Below are 25,655 nucleotides of genomic sequence, written 5' to 3'. Positions count from 1 at the left end.
TGTACTCCATGCCCACGCGGCTCAGGCCGGCAGCGGGCGGGTTGCTGGGGCGGTACCCGGGGCTTGCGCGCTCGGCAGGCGAGTCAGGCGCAACGCGTTGAGTACCACGGTCAACGAACTGAGGGACATGCCGATGGCCGCCCAGATCGGAGTGATCCAACCCAGGGCGGCGAACGGCAGCATAAGGCCATTGTACAACCCGGCCCACAACAGGTTCTCGATGATCACTCGGCGGGTGCGCCGCGCGAGGCTGAAGGCCTGCACCAGCGCATCCAGGCGGTTGGACAACAGCACCGCATCGGCGCTGGTTTTTGCCAGGTCGGTGGCCGAGCCCATCGCCACACTGATATCGGCAGCAGCCAACACCGGCACATCATTGACCCCATCGCCCAGCATCAGCACTTTGCGACCTTCCTTGTGCAGGTTTTGCAGTACCTGCAGCTTGTCGTCAGGGCGCAGGCTGCCGTGGGCCTCGTCGATACCCAGCTCAGAGGCGACACTGGCTACCATCGGCGAACTGTCGCCGGAGAGCAACAGCGTGCGCCAGCCCCGCGCCTTGCATGCGGCCAGCAAGGCGGGGGCGTCGCTGCGCAGACGGTCGTCGAGTACGAACCAGGCCAGCGCCCCGCTGCGGTCGCCCAGCAGCAGCCATTGCCCGGCTTCGTCCGGCGAGGCGGGAATCGCGCAGCCACTGAGTTCACAGACAAAACCCGGCTGGCCGATGCGCAACAGACATTCTCCCACACGACCCTCCAGGCCCAGGCCTTGCGTGCTCAGCACTTCATCGGCGGCCAGCGGCGCACGGCCGAAGGCACGGGCAATCGGGTGTTCGGAGCGGTTCTCCAGGGCGGCGGCAAGGCCCAGGCATTGGTCGCTGTCCAGCGCGCCGAGGGGCCGGATGGCGCGCAACGCCAGGCGCCCTTCGGTGAGGGTGCCGGTCTTGTCGAAAATCACCGTGTCGATCTGGTTCAGGCCCTCCAGCACATGGCCGCGGGTCAGCAGTAACCCGAGACTGTGCAAGGTACCGGTGGCGGCGGTAAGGGCGGTGGGCGTGGCCAGTGACAGGGCGCACGGACAGGTCGCCACCAGCATCGCCAGCACAATCCAGAACGCCCGGATGGGGTCCAGCTCCCACCACAGCAGGCCGATCAGTGCGGCGGCGATCAGCGAGCACAACAAGAACCACTGCGCAGCGCGGTCGGCGATCTGCGCCAGGCGCGGCTTCTCGGCCTGGGCGCGCTCCAGCAGGCGCACGATGGCGGACAGGCGCGTGTCATGCCCCAGGGCGCGTACTTGGACGGTCAGCGCGCCTTCGACATTCAGCGTGCCGGCCGTGACGCTGTCACCCGTGCGCCGAGGTTGCGGCAGGTACTCGCCGGTCAGCAGGGATTCATCAATGCTGGATTGGCCGTCGAGAATCACCCCATCCGCCGGCAGTACTGCGCCGGGATGCACCAGCACACGATCACCCAGTGCCAACTCGCTGAGCAGGATGCGTTCGCTCTGGCCATCATCCTTGAGGCGCAGGCAGGAGGCGGGCAACAGGTTGACCAGTTGGGCGGTGGCTGCGGCAGTACGCTCCCGGGCGCGGCGCTCAAGGTAGCGTCCGGCCAGCAGGAACAGGGCAAACATGCCCACGGCATCGAAATACAACTCGCCTACGCCAGTGATCGCCGTCCAGATGCCGGCCAGGTACGCGCCGCCAATCGCCAGGGACACCGACACGTCCATGGTCAGGTGGCGCGTGCGCAGGTCACGCAGGGCGCCTTTGAAGAAGGGCGCGCAGCTGTAGAACACGATGGGCGTGGTCAGAAACATCGCGACCCAGCGCAGGATGACGTGCAGTTCCGGGCTCAGGTCGATATTGAATTCCGGCCAGGTGGCCATGGTTGCCATCATGGCCTGGAACCACAGCAAGCCGGCGACCCCCAGTTGTCGCAGGGCCAGGCGATTCTCGCTGGCCAATTGTTCGGCGGCGCGGTCGGCCTGGTAAGGGTGGGCGGCGTAACCGATATGGCGCAGCTCGCTGAGCAGTTGGCTCAACGGCAATTGCCCATCGGCCCAGCGCACGTGCAGGCGGTGGTTGGACAGGTTCAATCGCGCTTCGGCCACCGCAGGCAGGCTGCGCAGGTGTTTCTCGATCAACCAGCCGCAGGCGGCGCAACTGATGCCTTCCATCAGCAAGGTGGTTTCGGCCAGGTCGCCTTGATGGCGGACAAAGGGTTTTTGCACATCGGCGCGATCGTACAGCGCCAGCTCGTCCACCAATTGCACGGGCAGCGCCTCGGGGTTGGCCGAGGCTTCGCTGCGGTGTTGGTAATAGCTTTCCAGCCCGCCGGCCACTATCGCCTCGGCCACGGCCTGGCAGCCCGGGCAGCAGAGTTCGCGGCGTTCGCCGAGGATCTGGGCGGTGAACCGGCTTCCGGAGGGGACGGGTAGGGCGCAGTGGTAGCAGGGGGTGGGTTGGGTCATTACTCGGTTCCGCAGATCGTTCCCACGCTTTGCGTGGGAATGTTGCCCGTGACGCTCTGCGTCACAAAGCGGACGCAGAGCGTCCAGCAAGGCGTTACCACGCAGAGCGTGGGAACGATCATCGTCTACTTCTTCAAGTCTTCAGCGCCCTGCAACGGTTCGTCACCCAGCAACAAATCCTTGTCATGGCTGACCTCTTCTTCTTCGAACAGGCGCCAGGTGTTGCCGCCTTCCACGCCAAGCAGTTCCACGAAACGGCGACCTTCGACCTTGTCGGTGACCTGGCCGATGTAGCGGCCGGGCTCGCTGTCGCTGCGGGTGAGGTTGATCTTGCGATCCTTCTCTGGCTGGGTCGGGGAGATCAGGTTCAGCTCCAGGGTATTTGGATTGCTGTAGCCAGTCAGTTGCAGCTCGACCTCGCCGGTCAGTTCGTCCAGGTGCAGCTTGCCGCGCAGTTGCAGGGTCTGGGCCAGGCGTTCGCGGTCCAGGGAACGGTTGATGCCTTTGCCGGCCTCGTAGTAGTTGTCGTTGACCAGATTGTCCGGGTTGTTCACTGCGATGGTCACCATGGACAAGGTCAGGGTCACCGAGCAGGCCAGAATCGCGATGATGATCCAGGGCCAGAGGTGCTTGTACCAAGGGCTGGCGGCAGTAGTTGCGGGCATGCGTATGTTCCCTGTTAACGGACTTGTGGGCCGATGAATCGGCTCTTGGCTTCAATATGGACGCTGGTGTCATCGGCGTCTTCGAGGATGAAGGTCACCTCGTTGGTGCTCGACGGCAACTGCTCGGGCGCACTCGACAACTCCACCGGCATGCTGACGATATCGCCGGCGGCCACTTTGATTTCGCGCCGGCCTTGCAGCTTGAGGTCTGGCAGGCCAGCGGCGTCGAGCACGTAGGTGTGGTCGCGCTGGTCTTTGTTCATGATCTTCAGGCTGTAGACGTTTTCGATGCGCCCTTCGGCGTTCTCGCGATACAGCACGCGGTCTTTGCTGACGTCGAAACCTACCAGCGAGCGCATGAAGAAGGCCGACACCAACAGGCTGATCATCGCCAGCAACACCAGGGCGTAACCGATCAGGCGCGGGCGCAGCTTATGGGTTTTCTGCCCCGACAGGTTGTGTTCGGTGGTGTAGCTGATCAGGCCGCGTGGGTACTCCATCTTGTCCATGATGTTGTCGCAGGCATCGATACAGGCGGCGCAACCGATGCACTCGATTTGCAGCCCGTCGCGGATATCGATACCGGTAGGGCACACCTGCACGCACATCGTGCAGTCGATGCAGTCGCCCAGGCCCTGGGCCTTGTAGTCGGTACCCTTTTTACGTGGGCCACGCACTTCGCCACGGCGCGGGTCATAGGACACGATCAAGGTGTCCTTGTCGAACATCACGCTCTGGAAGCGCGCATAGGGGCACATGTAGATGCACACCTGCTCACGCAGCCAGCCGGCGTTGCCGTAGGTGGCGAGGGTGAAGAAACCCACCCAGAAATACGACCAGCCATCGGCCTGGCCAGTGAAAAAGTCGAACACCAGTTCGCGAATCGGCGAGAAGTAGCCGACGAAGGTGATGCCGGTGGCAAAGCCGATCAGCAGCCACAGGCTGTGCTTGCTGAACTTGCGCAGGAATTTGTTGGCGCTCATGGGCGCTTTGTCGAGCTTGATGCGCTGGTTGCGGTCGCCTTCGGTGACCTTTTCGCACCACATGAAGATCCATGTCCACACGCTCTGTGGGCAGGTATAGCCGCACCACACACGCCCGGCGTATACGGTGATAAAGAACAGGCCAAAGGCCGCGACAATGAGAATGCCCGACAGCAGGATGAAATCCTGAGGCCAGAACGTTGCGCCGAAAATAAAGAATTTACGCTCCGGCAGGTTCCACCACACCGCCTGGTGACCGCCCCAATTCAGCCACACCGTGCCGAAGTACAACAGGAACAGAGCGGCACCGCCGACCATGCGCAAGTTGCGGAACAAGCCAGTGAAGGCGCGGGTGTAGATCTTCTCTCTCGAAGCGTAAAGGTCGACGGTCTTGGCAGGCGGGGTAACGTCATGTACCGGTATCTGGTCGCTCATCATTGCATCCCACGGCGGTGGAGATTTGCCTCGGCCAGTACGTGCCAGCCGGGGTCAAATTAAGGGTGTTGCAGTGGCCTAATGATACGCCCCCGATGGTGCGCAAAGGGTGCGACCTTTGGTCGCGTTGGGGGAAATCAATTGATGGTGTACGTGACCTGGATCAATTGACTTGGCAAGTATGGACGGTTTTTGTCGGTAAGCCGGTCATTCGTCCCATGGATTGATCAGTGCAACGCCGCTCGATTGGAAGTCGCTGATGTTGCGCGTGACGACGGTGAGCCCATGAACCAGCGCAGTTGCGGCAATCAATGAATCACTTTCGTTGGCTCGGTCGGGTACATGCAAGTGTGCGCAACGCAACGCGACCGCTGCATCGACGGGCAGGATTCTGGCATCAAAGGCGGGCATCACATGACGCTTGAGCCAGGCTCTCAGCACCTTCCCCTGCGCCGGGTCTCGCCGCTCAATTCGCAGGACTCCGGTTTCCAATTCCTTCAGCGTGATCGCCGAAATAAACATACGTGGAGCCACCACACTTTTTGCCCACGCCACGACATTTGAATCAGCCTGAGGTTTACGCAGTTCAGAGATCACATTCGTGTCGAGTAAATACATCAAGAAAAGTCCACGGGTCGATGAATGATCACGGCACGTTCGGTTTCGAAGTCGATATCGGCCGCTTCCGGCATCACCAACAGGTCAACGATGTCGGCATTCAGACCTGTCAGCTTCTGGTAGTCCTCAATGCTTAGCAGTACATGGGCAGGCTTGCCGCGATCAGTGATAAAAACCGGCCCTTTGCGGGCGGCTTTTTTGGCACCACTTGTGTCTTGGTTGAATTCGCGGCTGGAAATGGTCGTGATGGTCATGGGGTAGGTCCCCTTCGCTGGAGTGAATGTAGTTACGTTACTACTTGGCGAGTGCGCGCGGCAAGGTTGAGGCTACGAACGGTAGATTTGGCTTTGAAAGTTTCGCAGCTAAAACAAAAAAGCCCCGCCAGCATTCGCTGCGCGGGGCTCCATTATTGTTTCAGAGGTCTTACTGCTCCTCAGCCTTCTTATCCCCATGCGACAAGCTATACACATACGCCGCAAGCAAGTGCACCTTGTCATTGCCCTGCAACTGCTCCTGCGCGGGCATCTGGCCCTGGCGGCCATAACGGATGGTCTGCTGCAGTTGCGCAAAGCTTGAACCGTAGATGAACGCCCCCGGATGCGTCAGGTCCGGCGCGCCCATGGCGGGGGTGCCTTTACCGGCCGGGCCGTGGCAGGCCACGCAGTTGGCGGCGAAGAGTTTCTCACCGTTGGCCACATCGGCCTTGGCACCTTCCGGCAGTTTGCGACCATCGAGTTGGGTCACCACAAAGCCTGCTACGTCAGCCACGCCTTGCTCGCCGATGACTTCGGCCCAGCCTGGCATCACCGCGTGGCGGCCCTTCATGATGGTTTCCTTGATGGTGTTGGGTTCGCCACCCCAGCGCCAGTCGGCGTCGGTCAGGTTGGGAAAGCCGTAGGCGCCCTTGGCGTCGGAGCCGTGGCACACCGAGCAGTTGGAGGCGAACAGGCGGCCACCCATCTTCAAGGCTTGCGGGTCCTTGGCGACTTCCTCAATCGGCATCGACGCGAATTTGGCGAAGATCGGCCCGAACTTGGCCTCCGACCTGGCCATTTCCTTTTCCCACTCGTGCACGCCGGTCCAGCCGGTCTGGCCGTTGGCGAACGGGGTTTGCTTGTCGTTGTCGAGGTAGTTGTAGCCTGGCAGCAGGCCCTTCCAGTTCCCGAGGCCAGGGTAGAGCACCAGGTAACCAAGGGCGAAGACGATGGTGCCGACAAACAGCATGAACCACCACTTGGGCAGCGGGTTGTCGTACTCCTCGATGCCGTCGAACGAGTGGCCGACGGTCTCGTCCGTCTGCTCGGTGCGCTGGCCCTTGCGGGTCGACAGCAGCAGCCAGGTCAGGGCGAAGATGGTACCCAGACTGAGGACTGTGACGTACAGACTCCAGAACGTAGTCATTCTTTGTTACTCCTAGAAGCTTGCTCGACGTGCTTGATGGCTTCGGGATCATCTGCAAAGGGCAGCATGGTCGCGTCGTCAAACTCCGACTTGCGCCGTGGGCTGAACACCCACAACGCCAGGCCGATAAAGGCCACCATCACCACAACGGTGCCCAGGCCACGAATCATCCCGATATCCATGTAGGTCACCGTTTGCTTTTGATGATGGTGCCAAGGCCTTGCAGGTAGGCCACCAATGCGTCCATTTCGGTCTTGCCCTTCACGGCGGCGGCCGCACCGGCGATGTCTTCGTCGGTGTAGGGCACCCCCAGGGTGCGCAAGACTTCCATCTTCTTCGCGGTGTCCTTGCCGTCGAGCTTGTTTTCCACGAGGAACGGGTACGCCGGCATTTTCGACTCAGGCACGACGTTGCGCGGGTTGTACAGGTGCGCACGCTGCCAGTCATCGGAGTAACGCCCGCCCACACGGGCCAGGTCCGGGCCGGTGCGCTTGGAACCCCACAGGAACGGGTGGTCCCACACGCTTTCACCGGCGACCGAGTAGTGGCCGTAGCGTTCGGTTTCGGCGCGGAAGGGGCGGATCATCTGCGAGTGGCAGCCCACGCAACCGTTGGCGATGTAAACGTCGCGGCCTTCCAGTTCAAGGGCGGTGCGCGGCTTCATGCCTTCGACCGGCTTGTTGGTCACGTCCTGGAAAAACAGTGGGACGATTTGGGTCAGGCCGCCAATGCTCACGGCGATGACCATGAAGAAGGCCAGCAGGCCGATGTTCTTCTCGACGACTTCATGCTTCATCAGTGAGCTCCCACAACGGCGATCTTGGCGGCGGCTTCGGCTTCTACAGGGTCGCTGGCACGCACGGTGCGCCAGACGTTGTAGGCCATCAACAGCATGCCACTGGCAAAGAACGCACCGCCCAGGGCACGTACGATAAAGCCCGGGTGGCTGGCTTGCAGCGCTTCGACGAAGGAATAGGTGAGGGTGCCGTCATCGTTGATCGCACGCCACATCAGGCCCTGGGTGATGCCGTTGACCCACATCGAGGCGATGTAGAGCACGGTGCCGATAGTGGCCAGCCAGAAGTGTGCGTTGATCAGCCCGACGCTGTGCATCTGCACGCGGCCGAACAGTTTGGGGATCATGTGGTACAGCGCGCCGATGGAGATCATCGCTACCCAGCCCAGAGCGCCGGCATGTACGTGGCCGATGGTCCAGTCGGTGTAGTGGGACAGCGAGTTGACGGTCTTGATCGCCATCATCGGACCTTCAAAGGTCGACATGCCGTAGAACGCCAGGGACACCACCAGAAACCGCAGGATCGGGTCGGTGCGCAGCTTATGCCAGGCGCCCGAGAGGGTCATCATGCCGTTGATCATGCCGCCCCAGCTTGGCGCCAGCAGGATGATCGACATCGCCATGCCCAGGGACTGTGCCCAATCCGGCAAGGCGGTGTAGTGCAGGTGGTGAGGGCCGGCCCAGATGTACAGGGTGATCAGCGCCCAGAAGTGCACGATGGACAGGCGATAAGAGTAGATCGGACGCTCGGCCTGCTTGGGCACGAAGTAGTACATCATCCCCAGGAAACCGGTGGTGAGGAAGAAGCCTACGGCGTTGTGGCCGTACCACCACTGGATCATCGCGTCCGTTGCGCCGGAATAGGCCGAATAGGACTTGAACAGGTTCACCGGCAGGGAGGCGTGGTTGACGATGTGCAGCATCGCCGTGACCACGATAAAGGCCCCGTAGAACCAGTTGCCCACGTAGATGTGCTTGGTCTTGCGCTTGACGATGGTGCCGAAGAACACCAGGCCGTAGGTCACCCACACGATGGCAAGCAAAATGGCGATCGGCCATTCCAGCTCGGCGTATTCCTTGGTAGTGGTGTAGCCCAGGGGCAGGCTGATGATGGCGCCGACGATGACCGCCTGCCAGCCCCAGAAGGTGAAGGCGGCCAGACCATCGGAAATCAGTCGCGTCTGGCAGGTGCGCTGCACGACATAGTAGGAGGTGGCAAACAGTGCACATCCGCCGAAGGCGAAGATCACCAGGTTGGTGTGCAGTGGGCGCAGGCGGCCGAAAGTCGTCCAGGGCAGGTCGAAATTCAATTGCGGCCAAACCAGTTGCGAGGCGATGAACACCCCGAGCCCCATGCCAAGGATCCCCCAGACCACCGTCATGATGGCGAACTGGCGGACTACCTTATAGTTATAAGCAGTCGGACTGATTGCTGTGCTCATTCTAAGGTTCCACGGTTTAGGTTTTTTTATAGGTAAAATCGGCCGCAAGTATGTAGAAACCGAGGGGCCATTGCAACGCAATGGCTGACCTGTATCAATGCGTTCCACGCCAGATTCTGCGCCCTTTCCATGTTTGGTGTAAGGATAAAGACCGAAATAGAAAGCTGATCAAGTGGACAGGAATTTCAGGGGGCGCAACGGATACCGTCGTCTACGCCAGAATTGCTCCACTGTGGGAACAAGCGTAGACCCGAATAGGAGGAGGGGAAAGTTGGGTTTGGAAGGGGTGCGACACTTGGTCGCGACTTATGTCTGTGGCGAGGGAGCTTGCTCCCGTTGGGCTGCGCAACGGCCCCAAAATCGTGGGAGCGCTTCGCACTCCAGCGGGAGCAAGCTCCCTCGCCACAGGTAGAGCTTTTACTGCGGTTGGCTGTCTGGCGTTGCGTCATCAGCGTTATGGGACAGGCTGTACACGTACGCCGCCAGCAAGTGCACCTTGTCATTGCCTTGCAGCACGTCCTGAGCCGGCATCTGGCCCTGGCGACCATGGCGGATGGTCTGCTGCAACTGCGCCAGGCTGGTGCCGTAGATAAAGCCGGCAGGCTCGGTCAGGTTGGGCGCACCCATGGCTTCCACGCCGTGACCTTGCGGACCATGACACGCCACGCAAGTGGTGCTGAAGGCGGCTTGCCCGGCGGCCAGGTCGGCGGTGTTGTCGGCGGGCAACGGCAGCTTGGCCAGGTCGTGACGCACGTAGGCGGCGACGTTCTTCACCCCGTCCTCGCCCAGCACTTCACCCCAGGCCGGCATCGCCGCGTGGCGACCGTTCAGGATGGTGGCCTTGATGGCCTCGGCCGAACCGCCCCAGCGCCAGTTGTTGTCGGCCAGGTTGGGGAAGCCATAGGCGCCCTTGGCGTCCGAGCCGTGGCACACCGCACAGTTGGAGGCAAACAGGCGACCGCCCATCTTCAACGCTTGCGGGTCCTTGGCGACTTCTTCCACCGGCATGGCCGCGAACTTGGCGAAGATCGGCCCGAACCTGGCGTCGGCCTTGGCCATTTCCTTGTCCCATTCCTTGGTCTGGGTCCAGCCGTCTTCATAGCCCGGCAGTACGCCTTTCCAGTTGCCCAGGCCCGGGTAGAGGATCAGGTAGCCGACGGCAAATACCAGGGTGCCGGCGAACAACATAAACCACCACTGGGGCAGCGGGTTGTCGTATTCCTCGATACCGTCGAAGGCGTGGCCCATGGTCTGGTCGACGCTGCCCTTGGTTTCGCCCTTGCGGGTGCCGACCAACAGCCAGGTCAGGCCGATCAGGCTGCCCAGGGTCAATACGCAGATCCATGTACTCCAAAACGTAGTCATGGCCGAGTGCTCCTTGTGGCTGGCTCTGCTTGAGCGTCGGGTGGGGAAGGTTCATCGGCAAACGGCAGCAGGCGGGCCTGCTCGAATTCCGCGTTGCGGCGGTTGTTGAACACCCACAGCGACAGGCCGATAAAGGCGATGGCGACCACCAGCGTGCCAAGGCCGCGGATGGTGCCCGCATCGAATTCAAATCCCATGGCTCACCTCTTGCTCTTGATGGCAGTGCCGAGCACTTGCAGGTAGGAAACCAGCGCGTCCATCTCGGTCTTGCCCTTGAGGCTGGCGACGGCGCCATTGATGTCGTCGTCGGTGTACGGCACGCCGAGGGTGCGCATCACTTTCAACTTGGTCTCGGTGTGGCTGCTGTCGACGGCGGCGGTGACCAGCCAGGGGTAGGCCGGCATTTTCGACTCCGGCACCACGTTGCGCGGGTTGTACAAGTGCGCGCGGTGCCAGTCGTCCGAGTAGCGCGCGCCGACGCGGGCCAGGTCCGGCCCGGTACGCTTGGAGCCCCACAAGAACGGGTGGTCCCACACGCTTTCGCCAGCCACCGAGTAGTGGCCGTAGCGCTCGGTCTCGGCGCGGAACGGGCGGATCATCTGCGAGTGGCACTGCACGCAGCCTTCGCGGATGTAGATGTCGCGGCCTTCCAGTTGCAGCGCGGTGTAGGGCTTCATGCCTTCGACCGGTTTGTTGGTCACGTCCTGGAAGAACAGCGGGACGATCTGGGTCAGGCCACCGATGCTCACGGCGAGCACCATCAGCAGCATCAACAGGCCGACGTTCTTTTCAATCGTTTCGTGTTTCATCATCGACTCCTCAGGCCATCTGCGCGGCAGCGGTGACTTCGGCAGGTTGCGCCGAACGCACGGTGCGCCATGTGTTGTAAGCCATCAGGAACATGCCGCTGAGGAAGATCGCACCGCCCACCAGACGCACGATGAAGCCTGGGTGGCTGGCCACCAGGGTTTCGACGAAGGAGTAGGTAAGGGTGCCGTCTTCGTTGACCGCACGCCACATCAGGCCCTGGGCGATGCCGTTGACCCACATCGAGGCGATGTAGAGCACGGTGCCGATGGTGGCCAGCCAGAAATGCGCGTTGATCAGGCCGAGGCTGTACATCTGCTCGCGACCGAAGACTTTCGGGATCATGTGATACAGCGCGCCGATGGAGATCATCGCCACCCAGCCCAGCGCCCCGGCGTGTACGTGGCCGATGGTCCAGTCGGTGTAGTGGGAGAGGGCGTTGACGGTCTTGATCGCCATCATCGGGCCTTCGAAGGTCGACATGCCGTAGAAGGCCAGGGAGACGACGAGGAAGCGCAGGATCGGGTCGCTGCGCAACTTATGCCAGGCACCCGAGAGGGTCATCATGCCGTTGATCATGCCGCCCCAGCTTGGCGCCAGCAGCACCAGTGACATCACCATGCCCAGGGACTGCGCCCAGTCCGGCAAGGCGGTGTAGTGCAAGTGGTGAGGACCGGCCCAAATGTACAGGGTGATCAACGCCCAGAAGTGCACGATCGACAAACGATAGGAATACACCGGGCGCTCGGCCTGTTTGGGCACGAAGTAGTACATCATGCCGAGGAAGCCCGCAGTCAGGAAAAAGCCTACCGCGTTGTGCCCATACCACCACTGCACCATGGCATCGGTCGCACCGCCGTACAGCGAGTAGGACTTGGTCAGGCTGACCGGGATTTCCAGGTTATTGACGATATGCAAAATGGCCACGGTGATGATGAACGCGCCGAAGAACCAGTTACCCACATAGATGTGCTTGGTCTTGCGTTTCATGATCGTGCCGAAGAACACGATGGCGTAGGCGACCCAGACGATGGTGATCAGGATGTCGATGGGCCATTCCAGCTCGGCGTATTCCTTTGAGCTGGTGTAGCCCAGTGGCAGGCTGATGGCGGCCAGCAGGATCACAAGCTGCCAGCCCCAGAAGCAGAACGCGGCGACTTTCGGCGCGAACAGCTGCGTCTGGCAGGTGCGTTGCACCGAGTAAAAGGAGCTGGCGAACAGCGCACAGCCACCGAACGCGAAGATCACCGCATTGGTGTGCAATGGGCGCAGACGGCCGAAGCTGGTCCAGGGCAAATCGAAGTTGAGCGCAGGCCAAACCAATTGGGCGGCGAGAAAAACCCCGAGCCCCATGCCGACGATGCCCCACACCACCGTCATAATGGCGAATTGGCGGACCACCTTGTAGTTATAGGCGGTACTTAAAGTAGTGTTCATGGTTCCCCATCCACGGTTCAACCCAAGCAAGTGCGGCACTTGGGCTGGAGTTATAGGCAGACTAAAAAGCGAGGCAAGCATGGGCAAAGAGCACAAGGCCAGTATTGACGGGGATCAATGGGCGCAGTGTGTACGGGAACATGGCTGGTTGTGGGATGTCGCCACGGGCAAGCGTTCGGGCGAGCCGGTCACGCTGATTCTGGCCCATGGCGCCGGTGCACCGATGGACTCGGCGTTCATGAACGACATGGCTGCACGCCTTGCCGGGCATGGTGTGAACGTGTTGCGCTTCGAGTTCCCGTACATGGCCCAGCGCCGCTTGGACGGGGGCAAACGCCCGCCGAATCCGGCACCGAAACTGCTGGAGGCGTGGCGTGAGGTGTATGCCCAGGTGCGACGTCATGTCGCTGGGAAACTGGCGATTGGCGGCAAGTCCATGGGCGGGCGCATGGCCAGTTTGTTGGCCGATGAGCTGGGCGCAGATGGGTTGGTGTGCCTGGGCTATCCGTTTTATGCGGTGGGCAAGCCGCAAAAGCCTCGGGTGGAGCATCTGGCTGCGCTTGCGACGCCGACGCTGATAGTGCAGGGCGAGCGTGATGCCTTGGGCAATCGAGCGGCGGTGGAGGGGTATGCGTTATCGCCGAGCATTGAGGTGATGTGGCTGGTGGCGGGGGATCATGATTTGAAGCCGTTGAAGGCGTCGGGGTTCAGTCATGAGCAGCATTTGGAGGCGGCGGCCATCAAAGCGTCAGGTTTTCTCGCCTGACGCTTTGTGAGGAGGTTGGGTGTTGCAAAGGTGATGAGTTTTTTTAAAGGTATTCTTTTTGAATATAGTACATTTCGAAATCACCTGTAACATTCATGTGGGCCGACTGTTCTCTAAAGGTTGCTTTGAAAGAACCTGTTGCTCTTTCGGTAAACGTATTGATGCTAATCGTTACTTCGGCCTCCTCAGCTCTGTAACTTTGAGTTTCATGACCTGGAGAGTCGGTGGAGTGGTAAGCTACAAATTCACTTGTGAGGTTATAAGTTTTAGTTATATCGCCTTCTTCATAAGGGATGTTGAAATGATAACCCAGCAGGTTCTTATCCTTATAAGATCCTATTAATCCTTCGATAGCCCATTGCGTTTTATCTTTGTTGTGGTAAAAATACACTTTTTCCGCAGATGTACTTTCGTTGCATTTAATCCACGTAAACGTATTTTTAGACGTGTAGTTTTCTTGATTTTCCAAGGAGTAGAGGTCGGTCGACATTATAAAGCTCCTTTATATCGGGGTGGGTTTAAGTTTGTCAGGGGGTTGAGGTCTCACTGTACGAGCATCCGTGAAAACGATGTGGCTAGGGGCAGTCTTTTATAGGCTGAAACGTGCCGTTAGTCATGTCTACACGGTCGCGGATTTTATTTTTAAAGGTGGCTTCGCAGCGCAACGGCTGCTGAGTCAGTGTAAGCGTTACATTGTATTCGTCTTCATAGGTGCCACCGCCGAAGGGAGCATAGTAAAAATTCGATTTCTCATCACCGTTTTTAAATGTTTCATCGATGATCTGTTCATTTTCATCGTCGCAGTAAATAAAAATAGCCCACTCACGGTATTGAGGCGTACCCCATTCTCCCTCCTCGCTGGTCAGATACCATGCCTTGCTTGAACTGGAGTAGGCCAGCCAGCCCTCCGTTTTGTATTGAGTTTGTCCTTCTGTCCACTTAAAGATCGAATGTTGTGAGGCAAGGGTAGTTCCAGGCCACTCACAGCAGCATTTTATTTCGCGTAATTCCGACGCTGTGTCAGTGAAAGAACCTTCGAAATTCAGCGTTGTGTTCCCTGTGCTTTCGTCAACGGTTACTTCAATGTCGCCGACAGGTTTAATACGTTCTTCCGTTTCAGGTGCGTTATTGTTTGCACCTTGAATGTACAGGTGGGTGAAGGCTTCCGGGTTTTGCTTGATTGATTTGTTAGGTGATGTACTTATGGAGTCGCAAGGTATTTTCAGTAACAGTGATTGTTGAGTGTCTGGGGACTGGAGCGTCAACTTGACCCAATACTGATTATTGTATTCGGATAGGTGCAGTGGGAGAGCCCAGCCTTCCAATGTTCTTTCGTTGTTCGATGATTTTTCAGTCCATTGCACACGCCCCATGGTTTTTGGGAAGGGATGCAGGGCGCTATTTGAATCGGCAGGTCGGGACATGGCGGTGTGCTCCTGTTTGACAGGTTCACACTATAAGGAGGGAGGCGTTCAAAGGTTAACTGTGAGAATTGACAGTTTTATAGAATGCTTGGTGATAAAAAGATGATGAGTGATAGCCATCTGCAAGGGGCTCACTTGTTGGAGAAAGTGAGCCCTTGAAGTTCTACCGGTTAAAACGCTCCACCAGCGAGTACTGAGTATTCGCCGTATGAGTCAGTTCTTCACTCAACTGCGCCGAGTTCATCGCCTGCTCTGAGGTCTGGTCTGCCAACAGCGCAATAGTGCTGATGTTACGGCTGATCTCCTCGGCCACGGCGCTTTGCTCCTCGGTGGCCGCGGCAATCTGGGTGGTCATGTCGGTGATATTGGCCACCGCCTCGCTGATACCCACCAATGCCTGGTCCGCTTCCATCACCCGCGCCACACCTTCTTCGGCCTGGCGGTGCCCGGCGTCCATGGTTTGCACGGCCGCGGCCGCCGTGTGTTGCAGCTTGGCGATCAGGGCATGGATCTGCCCGGTGGATTCGGCCGTACGCTGCGCCAGTTGGCGCACTTCATCGGCGACCACCGCAAAACCACGGCCCATCTCACCGGCACGCGCGGCTTCGATAGCGGCGTTGAGTGCCAGCAAGTTGGTCTGGTCGGCGATGCCCTTGATTACATCGACAACGCCGCCAATTTCATCGCTGTCCTTGGCCAGTTGAGTGACGGTCACGCCGGTCTCGCCAACGGCGGCCGAAAGCCGCTGAATCGCCTCGCGGGTTTCCCCGGCGATATCGCGGCCGCGACCGGTCAGGCGGTTGGCTTCCTGGGTGGCGTCGGCGGTGCGCTGCACGTGGCTGGCGACTTCCTGGGTGGTTGCAGCCATCTGGTTGACGGCGGTGGCCACCTGTTCGGTTTCCACACGCTGACGTTCCAGGCCGCTGGAGCTGCTGTGCGCCAGGGTGTTGGACTGTGCCGCCTGATCGTTGAGGTGCTCGGCAGTGTCCTGCAAGCGGGTCAGGCAGGTCTTCAGACGCGCTTCCTGGCTGAGAATCGACATTTCCAGTCGGGCCTGGGCGCCACGGCTGTCGGTGTACATCTGCGCAATCAGCGGGTCGGACGTGGTCTGCTCGGCCAGGCGCAGCAAGCGCTTGAGGCCGCGCTGTTGCCAGCTCAGCCCCAGCAGGCCCAACGGCACGGACAACGCTGCCGCCAAGGCAAAGCCCCACTGGGAGGTGAGGGTGGCGCCGATCATGAAGCTCAGTTGGCTGACCAGGATAAACGGCAGCCAGTCCTGCAGCACCGGCAGCCATTTGTCGCGCTGGGGAATCGCCGACTTGCCCTGGTTGATGCGTTGATAGAGCGCCTCGGCCCGGCGGATCTGCTCGGCGGTGGGCTTGATACGCACCGATTCGTAGCCGATCACCTGGTTACCGTCGAACACCGGTGTTACATAGGCGTTAACCCAGTAGTGGTCACCGGTCTTGCAGCGATTCTTGACAATGCCCATCCATGGCAAGCCTTGTTTGAGCGTGGACCACATGTGTGCGAACACCGCCGAGGGCACATCCGGGTGACGCACCAGGTTGTGCGGAGCACGGACCAGTTCGTCGCGGGTGAACCCACTGATTTCGACAAACGCGTCGTTGCAGTAGGTAATGACACCCTTGGCATCTGTGGTGGAGATCAACCGTTGCTGAGCAGGGAAGGTACGTTCGCGCTGGGTAACGGGTTGGTTATTACGCATGATTGTTCAATCCGCAAGGCTTTCAGGGGTTATCGGCCATGCTGGGCATTTATTTAACTTATTTTTGCAACAATCCTGGGAGCAGAGTGCCGACTGTGGCGAGGGAGCTTGCTCCCGCTGGGCTGCGAAGCGGCCCCAAACAACTTGCGGGCGCTACGCACCGGAGCGGGAGCAAGCTCCGTCGCCACAACAGCTCGTTCTTACAGTCGGGCAGGCTTAGCTGGCCAGCATTGGGTAGGTGAACAAGCCGAAGTGCAGCAGATTCAAGCCAAAATGCGTGGCAATCGCTGCGCCGAGCCCGCCAAAGCGATACGCCAGGCCGTAACCGACCCCGGCAATACTGGCCAGCGTCACCCATTGCCAACCCGCACCGAAATGCATCAGGCCGAATAACAGCGAAGCCAGCAGCAGCGCAAGGTTCTCGCCGTAGGGCAAGTGTTTGAAACGTTGGCTCAGGCCGCCCTGAACATAGCCACGAAACAGCGCTTCTTCCACCAGCGTCACCAGCAGCAGGTTATTGAGTACCCACAGCCATGCCTGGTCCGGCCATTTCGGCGCCCAACTGATCATTCCCATCAGTGCGGCACCACCCAGTGCGACGATGGCGGTCAGGGTCAGTGCCAGGGCGGTGACGCAGATCGACAGGCGCAATGAGCGTCGCGCCACAATCCACGGGCAGGCCAGCAACAGCCAGAAGCCTATCAGGGGCTTGTCCTGGTTCAGGTACATCGAGAAGGGCACTGAGTCCGGAGTTAAACGCTGGGGCGCAATACCGCGGCCGTTATAGAAACCCGGCAGCCAGTGCATCACCAGGCCCAGGGCCAGTACGATAAACAAGCCTTGGCCCAAGTAGCGTGCCCAAGGGTTGCGTTGCTGGCGCACGGCGTACCCGGCCACCAGCAGCAGTGCGATGGAGACCGCCGCCAGTACGCCCAGTTGGCCGTAGATCAAAGCCACGACATAGCCAATGGAAAGTAGGGTGAGGTACAGCCAGGGCAAAGCAATCATGTGAAATCCTTCGAAAAATCCGGGCGGCATTATAGCGAGTGGCCAGGTTCCAGGGCATGAAAACGCCTCCATGTACAAGGCAAGGGGGAAAGGATTGCAAAGTATGTTTGCGGCTGGTTATAGTCGTCGCGTCTTTATATCCCTTCAAAAAGATCAGCACATGCCAGCTTCCCAGCGCATAGCGGTAGTCGATTCAGCGGTCAACGCCGTGGTCGTGCCGTGCCGTGGCAAGCAGCCTGCGCAGATCAGTCATTACCCCCCACCTGTCAGTAGCACGCCGGTGTACGCAGTCGTATCACCGCCGGGTGTTGGCATTTCGGGCTGATCAGCGATTCGCTGTTGCCCGTGCCTGCCTGAAAAAACCTACTGAAATTCAGTTTTTTACTGAGTCGGCTTTTTTGCCTGATAACAGGTGGTAACCATGTCTGTGCTTTCGAAACAATCCGTGGCCGCGGCGGCCTCGACGAGCGTGTTTGTCTTGCTGTGGAGCAGCGGGGCGATCTTCTCCAAGTTGGGCCTGGCCCATGCGTCGCCCTTTGCCTTTCTGTTGATCCGGTTTGCCATTGCCCTGATGGGGTTGGTAGTGCTGGTCCCGCTCCTCAAGTTGAAGCTGCCACGTCCCGGCAAGCCGCTGCTGTATGCGGCGGCGACGGGCCTGGTCTTGCTGGGGGCCTATCAGATTTTCTATCTGCTGGCCCTGGACCTCAACGTCACCCCTGGGGTGATGGCGACCATCATGGGTGTGCAGCCGATCCTCACCGTGGTACTGATGGAGCGCCAACGCTCCTGGCGCCGGCTGTTCGGCCTGGGGTTGGGGTTGGCTGGCTTGATCATGGTGGTGTACCAGGGCATCGGGTTGGCGGGCATGTCCCTGGCGGGGATGCTGTTCGGGCTGCTGGCGCTGGCGAGCATGACGTTTGGCTCGATCATGCAAAAGCGCATCACCGACAATCCTTTGGGCACGCTGCCACTGCAATACTTGGCCGGGCTGTTGCTGTGCGGAGTGTTCGTGCCGTTCCAGCCGTTCCACTTCGAGCACAGTGCAGGCTTTTACCTGCCGGTGCTGTGGATGGGCTTGGTGGTGTCGGTGCTGGCGACGCTGTTGCTGTATCGGCTGATTGCCCGCGGCAACCTGGTGAATGTCACCAGTTTGTTCTATCTGGTGCCGGCGGTGACCGCGGTGATGGACTACCTGATCTTCGGTAACCGCCTGGCGCTGTTGAGCGTGCTGGGAATGGCGTTGATCATCGTCGGCTTGGTCTTCGTGTTCCGTAAGAGCTAGAAACCACCCCTGTAGGAGCGAGCTAGCGGTGGCGAGCAAGCTTGCTTGCGCTGGGGTGCGAAGCGCCCCCTGGAGCTTGCGACTGCTACGCAGTCGAGCGGGAGCAAGCTCCCTCGCCACAGGGGCGCTCCTACAGTTTTTGCGGGCGCAACACCAACCACAACGCCCCGGCAATCAATACACCACCATACAGATGAGCCATGGACAGCGGTTCATCCAACAACAACGCCCCCCACAACACGCCGAACGGCGGAATCATGAAGGTCACGGTCATTGACTTGACCGGGCCGATGGATGACAGCAGGCGGAAGTACAGGATGTAGGCGAACGCCGTACATACCAGCCCCAATCCGAGCAGCGACACCCACACCTGCCAGCCGCCCCAACTCGCCGGTGGCTGGGTGATGGCGCTGAAGGCGAAGAACGGCAGCAAAAACAACGTAGCACCCAGCATACTGCCCAAGGCAGAGAGACGACTGTCCAACCCGCCGCGCTGATCCAGCCAGCGTCGCGCCAGGAAACCGGCGAAGCCATAGCAGGTGGTCGCCAGCAGGCATGCTAATGCGCCTATTAACAGTTCCAGATCAAATGCCACCGGCCCTGCGCGGGTGAGCACGGCAACACCAAGCAGACCCAAGGCCACACCCGCTATTTTTGCCGGCGTCAGGCGTTCGCTGAAAAACAACCCGCCGATCAGCACACCCATCAGCGGTGTAGTGGCGTTGAAAATCGCCGAATAACCCGCCGGCAGTACCTGCGCCGCCACCGAGTACATCGTCGCGGGAATCCCCGAGTTGATCACGCCCAGCAGCAGGACCGTCTTGAACTTGCCCTGGAAATCCCAGCTCACGCGCAGCATCGCCAGGATCACCAATAGGCCCGCGGCGGCAATCGACACGCGGAAAAACGCGGTGGGCACCGTGCCGATTTCCGGCGCGATGATGCGCATAAACAGGAAACTCGCGCCCCAGATGGCAGCCAGCCCCAGCAGATACAGGGTGTCAACAGGTCTCACGGAAAACTCCTATGCCAATCGGGCGCAGAAGTGTTGCCCAGCGGGCAGGTCGGCACAATGGCTAATTGCAGTCAGTTTGCCCCCGTGCAAAATCATTCTTCTCCTGCCTCGGTTCACTGGCTAAGCTCTGGGCTTCCAGATACCCGTTCGAGGTTTCCCGCATGTCGCAGTCCGCCCTCGCTATCGCCCGGATGATCCTCGACGGTTTCGACGATTACCGTGAGCACTTCCGCCAGATCACCGATGGCGCCCGTGAGCGTTTCGAGAAGGCCCAGTGGCAGCAGGGGCAGGCCGCGTCGGCGGCGCGCATCAATCTCTATGAGGAGAAAGTCGCTGAGGTGACTACCCGTCTGCGCGCCAGTTTCGACCCTGCTGGATTGCAGGACATCGGCCAGTGGCCCTTGGTAAAAAGCGCTTATATCGGTTTGATCGACCTGCGCTTTGACGATGAGCTGTCGGAGACCTGGTACAACTCGATCTTCTGCGGCCTGTTCAGCCATGACCTGATCAGTGACGGCTGCATGTTCATCCACACCACTCGGCCTAGCCTGCGCCGGGCGCGGGCGGCGCAAACCCGTATCTACACGCCGGCCGGTAAAATAGCGGACATGCTGGCGCAGGTCTTCTCTGACTACAGCTTCAGCGAGCCCTACGCCGACCTGCCCGCCGACCTGCGCCGCCTCGAAGCCCAGTTGCGGGAAAACCTGCCGGATTGGGTATGCAAGGACCCGGACCTCAAGGTCGAGTTGTTTTCCTCGGTGCTGTATCGCAACAAAGGCGCCTACCTTGTGGGGCGCATCTACACCCGCGACGAACAATGGCCGTTGGTGATTCCGCTGCTGCACCGCGAAGGGCGTGGCATCCAGATCGATGCGTTGATCACTGACGAAGCCGACGTGTCGATCATCTTCTCGTTCACCCGTTCCTATTTCATGGTCGATGTACCCGTGCCAGCGGAATTCATCGGCTTTCTCAAGCGCATCCTGCCGGGCAAGCACATTGCCGAGTTGTACACCTCCATCGGTTTCTACAAGCACGGCAAATCCGAGTTCTACCGCGCGCTGATCAACCACCTGGCCACCACCGACGACCAGTTCATCATGGCTCCCGGCGTGCGCGGCATGGTCATGAGCGTGTTCACGCTGCCGGGTTTCAATACGGTGTTCAAGATCATCAAGGACCGCTTCTCGCCGTCAAAAAACGTCAACCGCGCCACGGTGATCGAAAAGTACCGTCTGGTGAAAAGCGTCGACCGGGTAGGGCGCATGGCCGACACCCAGGAGTTCGCCGACTTCCGCTTCCCCTTGAGCAAGTTCGAGCCCGAGTGCCTGGCCGAGCTGCTGGAAGTCGCCGCCGGTACCGTCGAAGTGGAGGGCGACACCGTGCTCATCCGCCACTGCTGGACCGAGCGACGCATGACCCCGCTCAACCTCTACCTCGACAACGCCAACCCCGCTCAGGTGCGCGAAGCATTGGAGGATTACGGCCTGGCGATCAAGCAACTGGCGGCGGCGAATATCTTCCCCGGCGACATGTTGCTGAAGAACTTTGGCGTCACCCGCCACGGCCGCGTGGTGTTCTACGACTACGACGAAATCTGCTTTCTCACCGAAGCCAACTTCCGCCATATTCCCGCGCCGCGCACCCCCGAGGATGAAATGGCCTCCGAGCCCTGGTATTCCATCGGCCCGCTGGATGTGTTCCCCGAAGAGTTCCCGCCGTTCCTGTTTGCCGACGCCGGGCAGCGCCGGTTGTTCGATGAGCTGCATGGCGAGTTGTACAACGCTGACTACTGGAAAGGCCTGCAGGACGCGATTCGTGCCGGCAAGGTGATCGACGTGTTCCCTTATAAGAGGAAAGAGCAGCCATAAGCTGCAAGCTGCAAGCTGCAAGGGGCAAGTGAAAGTAGGTCTGCCCTTACTTGCTGCTTGAAGCTTGCCGCTAGCAGCTGCTTTTCTGCGACAATCCGCCCCCTGCATAAATAGACGACCCAAACGCACCTGATGACTGACCAAGCACCCACCATCGACCAACTGCTCAAAACCCTCGATCACGCCATGCTCGCCGACCGCCACCGCTTGCGCCGGCAGTTGCTTGAGCTGCGCAAGAAGCCCGACGAGGACAAGTTGGCGCAGTGGGTGGCGCGCATGCAGGCATCGTGCGCCCAGGTCACGGCGCGGCGTGCCAGCCTGCCGGTGATTCGCTACGACGACAGCCTGCCGATTGCCGCCAAGCGCGATGAGATCAAGGACGCGCTGAACAAGCACCAGGTACTGATCATCGCCGGTGAAACCGGCTCGGGTAAAACCACGCAGTTGCCGAAAATTTGCCTGGAAATCGGCCGTGGCCAGTTCGGCCTGATCGGCCACACCCAGCCGCGCCGGATCGCGGCGCGCAGTGTCGCCAGCCGCGTCGCTGAAGAGCTGGCCACGCCATTGGGTGCGCTGGTCGGTTACCAAGTGCGCTTCGAAGACCAGAGTGACTCCAACACCCTGATCAAGCTGATGACCGACGGCATCCTGCTGGCCGAAACCCAGAACGACCGCTACCTCGAGCGCTACGACACGATCATCGTCGACGAAGCCCACGAACGCAGCCTGAACATCGACTTCCTGCTCGGCTACCTCAAGACCCTGTTGCCGCGTCGCCCCGACCTGAAAGTCATCATCACCTCGGCCACCATCGACCTGGAGCGCTTTTCCAAGCACTTCGACGATGCGCCGATTGTCGAGGTGTCGGGCCGTACCTTCCCGGTGGACACCTGGTATCGCCCACTCACCCTGGAACAGGACGAGGAGGGCAACCGCGTCGAGGACGACCTGACCGTCGACCAGGCGATCCTTGCCACCCTTGATGAAATCGCCGCCTATGAGCGCAGCGAACGGCGCAGTCCTGGCGATGTATTGGTGTTCCTGCCCGGCGAGCGCGAGATTCGTGACGCGGCCGACATGCTGCGCAAGGCCCAGCTCAAGCACACCGAGATTTTGCCGTTGTACGCACGGCTGTCGCCGGCCGAGCAGCAGCGCATTTTCCAGTCCCACCCGGGCCGGCGCGTGGTACTGGCGACCAACGTCGCGGAAACCTCGCTGACCGTGCCGGGCATTCGCTACGTGATCGACAGCGGTACGGCGCGCATCAGTCGCTACAGCTACCGCGCCAAAGTGCAGCGTTTGCCCATCGAGGCGATTTCCCAGGCCAGCGCCAACCAGCGTAAAGGCCGTTGCGGCCGGGTTGAGCCGGGTATTTGCGTGCGCTTGTACAGCGAAGAAGACTTTATCGGGCGCCCGGAATTTACCGATCCGGAGATCCTGCGCACCAACCTCGCTGCTGTGATCCTGCAGATGCTGCACCTGCGCCTGGGCGAGATCACCGATTTCCCGTTTATCGAACCGCCGGATGGCAAGGCCATCAGCGACGGTTTCAACCTGCTGCAAGAACTCTCGGCGGTAGACCGCAACAGCCAGCTCACGCCGTTGGGTCGCCAGCTTGCCCGCTTGCCGGTGGACCCGCGCATGGGCCGCATGTTGCTGGAAGCGGCCAAGCTGGGCAGTTTGCAGGAAGTGTTGATCGTCGCCAGCGCCATGTCGATCCAGGACCCGCGCGAGCGCCCACCGGAGCGTCAACAAGCGGCCGACCAGGCCCACGCACAGTGGAAAGACCCGGATTCGGACTTCGCCGGGCTGGTCAACCTGTGGCGCGGTTTCGAGGAGCAGCGCCAGGAACTGACCGCCAGTCCGTTGCGCAACTGGTGCCGCAAAAACTTCCTCAACTACTTGCGCCTGCGCGAGTGGCGCGACTCCCATCGCCAGTTGAGCCTCATCTGCCGCGACATGCAGTTGAGCATCAATAAAGAACCAGCAGACTTCCCAAAATTGCACAAGGCGGTACTGTCCGGCCTGCTCAGCCAGATTGGCCAGAAGACCGAAGACGGCGATTACCTCGGGGCGCGCCAGCGTCGCTTCTGGATTCACCCGTCTTCGGGCATCGGCAAGAAGCGCCCGCAATGGCTGATGACCGCTGAACTGGTGGAAACCACCAAGCTCTATGCACGCATGGTGGCGAAAATCGACGCCGACTGGATCGAGCCGCTGGCCGGGCATCTGATCAAGAAGAACCACTTCGAACCCCATTGGGAGAAGAAGCGTGGCCAGGTGGTGGCCTTTGAGCAGATCACCCTGTTCGGGCTGATCGTGGTCGGGCGCCGGCCGGTGCATTACGGGCCGATTGACCCGGTGGTGTCCCGTGAGTTGTTTATCCGTGAAGGCCTGGTGCGCGGCGAGATTCAGTCCCGTGCCAAGTGCCTGACGGCCAACCAGAAACTGCTGGAGCAACTCGACGAGCTGGAAGCCAAGGCCCGCCGTCGCGACATCCTGGCCGACGAAGAAACCCTGTACGCCTTCTACGATGCGCGCCTGCCCGCAGAGATTCACCAGACCGCCACCTTTGACAGTTGGTACAAGGTCAACAGCCAGAAAGACCCGCAACTGCTGATCATGCGTGAAGAAGACGTACTGGCCCGCGAGGCCAGTGAAGTCACCGCCGCGCATTACCCGGACACCTTGCACCTGGGCGACCTGGCCCTGGCCTTGAGTTACCACTTCGAACCCAACCACCCCCGTGACGGCGTGACCCTGCGGGTGCCGGCGCCGTTGTTGCCGGCGTTGCCAGCCGAGCGCCTGGAGTGGCTGGTGCCGGGGTTGATCGAAGCCAAGTGTATCGCTCTGGTGCGCAACTTGCCCAAGGCGCTGCGCAAAAACTTCGTGCCGGTGCCGGACTTCGTCAAGGCTGCGCTGCAACGTATCGAATTCGGCCAGGGCTCTCTGCCCCAGGCGCTGGGGCGTGAATTGCTGCGCATGACCGGTGCGCGGGTCAGCGATGAGGCGTGGGCCGAGGCGGCGCAACAGGTGGAAAACCACCTGAAGATGAACCTGGAAGTGGTCGACGGCCAGGGCAAGTTCCTCGGCGAAGGCCGTGACTTGGCCGAGCTCACCGCACGGTTCGCCGAAGCCAGTCAGGCGGCCTTGGCCGTGCCGCAAACCGCGAAAAGCCAGCAGCCGGTAGAGGCCAAGGTGTTTGCGGCGGTGGCGGAAAAGACCCAGCAGAACATCGCCGGCCTGTCGATGACGGTGTATCCGGCACTGGTGGAAGAGAACGGCACGGTCAAGGAGGGGCGCTTCTCCACCGCTGCCGAAGCCGAGTTCCAGCACCGTCGCGCCTTGCAGCGCCTGCTGATGCAGCAATTGGCGGAGCCGGCGAAATTCCTGCGCGGCAAATTGCCGGGCCTGACCGAACTGGGCTTGATGTACCGTGAACTGGGGCGAATCGACGCGCTGGTGGAAGACATCCTGCTGGCCAGCCTCGATACCTGTGTACTTGAAGGCGAAGCCAGCCTGCCACGCGATGGCGCTGGCCTGGCAGCCTTGGCTGAACGCAAGCGCGGCAGTTGGACTGAGCACGCCGAACGCCTCGCGCGCCTGACCCTGGAAGTGCTGAAACTCTGGCACGGCCTGCAAAAACGCTTCAAAGGCAAGATCGACCTGGCCCAGGCCGTGGCCTTGAACGATATCAAGCAGCAACTGAGCAACCTGGTGTATCCAGGTTTTGTGCGGGAAACCCCGGCCCAGTGGTTCAAGGAACTGCCGCGTTTCCTCAAGGCCATCGAACTGCGCCTGGAAAAACTGCCGAGCCAGGTGCAAAAGGACCGCGTGTGGAGCAGCGAATTGGGCGGCCTGTGGGCGCAGTACCAGAACCGCCTGAACAAACACACCCAGGAAGGCAAGCGCGACCCGCAGTTGGAGCTATATCGCTGGTGGCTGGAGGAGTACCGGGTGTCGCTGTTTGCCCAGCAGTTGGGTACCAAAGTGCCGATTTCCGATAAGCGCTTGAGCAAGCAGTGGAGTCAGGTAGAGCCCTGAAGCGCTTCCCCAACTGTAGGAGCGAGCAAGCTCGCTCCTACAGGTATGAGGACAAACCTCTCCCACAATTGGATGTTTGTCTGGCATATGGCGCC

At 60.3% G+C, this 25,655-nt stretch carries 23 protein-coding genes; 5 read left to right on the top strand and 18 right to left on the bottom strand.

All coding sequences use genetic code 11. From position 1 onward, the window contains the following. Positions 1–21 precede the first annotated feature (21 nt). The 13 genes from ACP7CZ_RS17415 to ccoN (ACP7CZ_RS17355) form a co-directional block, all read right to left on the bottom strand. Positions 22–2,472 carry a heavy metal translocating P-type ATPase gene (locus ACP7CZ_RS17415; RefSeq protein ID WP_198791450.1) on the bottom strand — a complete coding sequence of 817 codons (2,451 nt, stop codon included), beginning with the start codon at positions 2,470–2,472 and terminating at the stop codon, positions 22–24. Between the two features lie 125 nt (positions 2,473–2,597). Continuing rightward, on the bottom strand, positions 2,598–3,137 hold the full coding sequence (locus ACP7CZ_RS17410; RefSeq protein WP_014719446.1) for a FixH family protein: 540 nt from the start codon (positions 3,135–3,137) through the stop codon (positions 2,598–2,600). Positions 3,138–3,151: 14 nt separating this feature from the next. After that, on the bottom strand, positions 3,152–4,555 hold the full coding sequence (gene ccoG / locus ACP7CZ_RS17405; protein WP_057976226.1) for a cytochrome c oxidase accessory protein CcoG: 1,404 nt from the start codon (positions 4,553–4,555) through the stop codon (positions 3,152–3,154). Between the two features lie 207 nt (positions 4,556–4,762). Next, complete coding sequence (locus tag ACP7CZ_RS17400; protein ID WP_057976224.1) at positions 4,763–5,173, bottom strand: type II toxin-antitoxin system VapC family toxin; 411 nt, start codon at positions 5,171–5,173, stop codon at positions 4,763–4,765. Next, on the bottom strand, positions 5,173–5,427 hold the full coding sequence (locus ACP7CZ_RS17395; RefSeq protein ID WP_034128400.1) for a type II toxin-antitoxin system Phd/YefM family antitoxin: 255 nt from the start codon (positions 5,425–5,427) through the stop codon (positions 5,173–5,175). The genes ACP7CZ_RS17400 and ACP7CZ_RS17395 overlap by 1 nt, the downstream gene beginning before the upstream one ends. Before the next feature lie 169 nt (positions 5,428–5,596). After that, positions 5,597–6,574, bottom strand: a complete 978-nt coding sequence (gene ccoP / locus ACP7CZ_RS17390) for a cytochrome-c oxidase, cbb3-type subunit III (protein WP_014719444.1) — start codon at positions 6,572–6,574, stop codon at positions 5,597–5,599. Then, on the bottom strand, positions 6,571–6,756 hold the full coding sequence (locus ACP7CZ_RS17385) for a CcoQ/FixQ family Cbb3-type cytochrome c oxidase assembly chaperone (RefSeq protein WP_003193169.1): 186 nt from the start codon (positions 6,754–6,756) through the stop codon (positions 6,571–6,573). The genes ccoP (ACP7CZ_RS17390) and ACP7CZ_RS17385 overlap by 4 nt, the downstream gene beginning before the upstream one ends. A 5-nt stretch (positions 6,757–6,761) precedes the next feature. Then, positions 6,762–7,370, bottom strand: coding sequence for a cytochrome-c oxidase, cbb3-type subunit II (gene ccoO, locus ACP7CZ_RS17380; RefSeq protein WP_003193167.1), 609 nt, complete (start codon positions 7,368–7,370; stop codon positions 6,762–6,764). Continuing rightward, positions 7,370–8,812, bottom strand: a complete 1,443-nt coding sequence (gene ccoN / locus ACP7CZ_RS17375; protein WP_014719443.1) for a cytochrome-c oxidase, cbb3-type subunit I — start codon at positions 8,810–8,812, stop codon at positions 7,370–7,372. The genes ccoO (ACP7CZ_RS17380) and ccoN (ACP7CZ_RS17375) overlap by 1 nt, the downstream gene beginning before the upstream one ends. A 417-nt stretch (positions 8,813–9,229) precedes the next feature. After that, positions 9,230–10,177, bottom strand: coding sequence for a cytochrome-c oxidase, cbb3-type subunit III (gene ccoP, locus ACP7CZ_RS17370; protein WP_294165210.1), 948 nt, complete (start codon positions 10,175–10,177; stop codon positions 9,230–9,232). After that, positions 10,174–10,374, bottom strand: a complete 201-nt coding sequence (locus ACP7CZ_RS17365; RefSeq protein WP_003193161.1) for a cbb3-type cytochrome oxidase subunit 3 — start codon at positions 10,372–10,374, stop codon at positions 10,174–10,176. The genes ccoP (ACP7CZ_RS17370) and ACP7CZ_RS17365 overlap by 4 nt, the downstream gene beginning before the upstream one ends. Positions 10,375–10,377: 3 nt before the next feature. Then, on the bottom strand, positions 10,378–10,986 hold the full coding sequence (ccoO, locus tag ACP7CZ_RS17360) for a cytochrome-c oxidase, cbb3-type subunit II (protein ID WP_003193159.1): 609 nt from the start codon (positions 10,984–10,986) through the stop codon (positions 10,378–10,380). 10 nt (positions 10,987–10,996) lie between these two features. Next, complete coding sequence (gene ccoN / locus ACP7CZ_RS17355; protein ID WP_034128402.1) at positions 10,997–12,421, bottom strand: cytochrome-c oxidase, cbb3-type subunit I; 1,425 nt, start codon at positions 12,419–12,421, stop codon at positions 10,997–10,999. 79 nt (positions 12,422–12,500) lie between these two features. Here ccoN (ACP7CZ_RS17355) and ACP7CZ_RS17350 point away from each other — a divergent pair, with 79 nt between their 5' ends. Next, positions 12,501–13,187, top strand: a complete 687-nt coding sequence (locus ACP7CZ_RS17350) for an alpha/beta family hydrolase (protein WP_072447440.1) — start codon at positions 12,501–12,503, stop codon at positions 13,185–13,187. Positions 13,188–13,230: 43 nt separating this feature from the next. Here ACP7CZ_RS17350 and ACP7CZ_RS17345 read toward each other — a convergent pair whose 3' ends face one another. The 4 genes from ACP7CZ_RS17345 to ACP7CZ_RS17330 all read right to left on the bottom strand — a co-directional run bounded on the left by ACP7CZ_RS17345 (position 13,231) and on the right by ACP7CZ_RS17330 (position 17,348). Next, entirely contained in the window at positions 13,231–13,677 is a 447-nt protein-coding gene (locus ACP7CZ_RS17345) for a hypothetical protein (protein WP_181124897.1), read from the bottom strand. An 85-nt stretch (positions 13,678–13,762) separates the two neighbouring features. After that, positions 13,763–14,611, bottom strand: a complete 849-nt coding sequence (locus ACP7CZ_RS17340) for a hypothetical protein (RefSeq protein ID WP_294165222.1) — start codon at positions 14,609–14,611, stop codon at positions 13,763–13,765. 163 nt (positions 14,612–14,774) lie between these two features. Continuing rightward, the gene (locus tag ACP7CZ_RS17335) at positions 14,775–16,340 is read right to left on the bottom strand and encodes a methyl-accepting chemotaxis protein (RefSeq protein ID WP_034128405.1); all 1,566 of its coding nucleotides are present in this window, start codon (positions 16,338–16,340) and stop codon (positions 14,775–14,777) included. 216 nt (positions 16,341–16,556) lie between these two features. Then, positions 16,557–17,348: a CPBP family intramembrane glutamic endopeptidase gene (locus ACP7CZ_RS17330; RefSeq protein ID WP_054921757.1), complete on the bottom strand. Its 792-nt coding sequence runs from the start codon at positions 17,346–17,348 to the stop codon at positions 16,557–16,559. Positions 17,349–17,508: 160 nt separating this feature from the next. On the opposite strand from ACP7CZ_RS17330, the gene ACP7CZ_RS17325 reads away from it, so the two are divergent. Both ACP7CZ_RS17325 and ACP7CZ_RS17320 read left to right on the top strand, forming a co-directional pair. After that, positions 17,509–17,673 carry a hypothetical protein gene (locus ACP7CZ_RS17325; RefSeq protein ID WP_158688696.1) on the top strand — a complete coding sequence of 55 codons (165 nt, stop codon included), beginning with the start codon at positions 17,509–17,511 and terminating at the stop codon, positions 17,671–17,673. Positions 17,674–17,769: 96 nt separating this feature from the next. Next, positions 17,770–18,630: a DMT family transporter gene (locus ACP7CZ_RS17320; RefSeq protein ID WP_054921759.1), complete on the top strand. Its 861-nt coding sequence runs from the start codon at positions 17,770–17,772 to the stop codon at positions 18,628–18,630. Positions 18,631–18,760: 130 nt separating this feature from the next. Here ACP7CZ_RS17320 and ACP7CZ_RS17315 read toward each other — a convergent pair whose 3' ends face one another. Then, on the bottom strand, positions 18,761–19,645 hold the full coding sequence (locus ACP7CZ_RS17315) for a DMT family transporter (protein ID WP_054897844.1): 885 nt from the start codon (positions 19,643–19,645) through the stop codon (positions 18,761–18,763). Positions 19,646–19,806: 161 nt separating this feature from the next. Here ACP7CZ_RS17315 and aceK point away from each other — a divergent pair, with 161 nt between their 5' ends. Continuing rightward, positions 19,807–21,516 (top strand): bifunctional isocitrate dehydrogenase kinase/phosphatase, encoded by a 1,710-nt coding sequence (gene aceK / locus ACP7CZ_RS17310; protein WP_034128409.1) that lies wholly within the window; start codon positions 19,807–19,809, stop codon positions 21,514–21,516. 132 nt (positions 21,517–21,648) lie between these two features. Next, complete coding sequence (hrpA, locus tag ACP7CZ_RS17305) at positions 21,649–25,560, top strand: ATP-dependent RNA helicase HrpA (RefSeq protein ID WP_294165235.1); 3,912 nt, start codon at positions 21,649–21,651, stop codon at positions 25,558–25,560. The last annotated feature ends 95 nt before the right edge of the window (positions 25,561–25,655 follow it).

This window comes from Pseudomonas sp. DWP2-2 (genome assembly GCF_049897065.1).
GTDB lineage: Bacteria > Pseudomonadota > Gammaproteobacteria > Pseudomonadales > Pseudomonadaceae > Aquipseudomonas > Aquipseudomonas paracarnis.
Note: the sequence above shows the minus strand (reverse complement) of the source record. Positions and strands in the feature narration are given on the sequence as shown.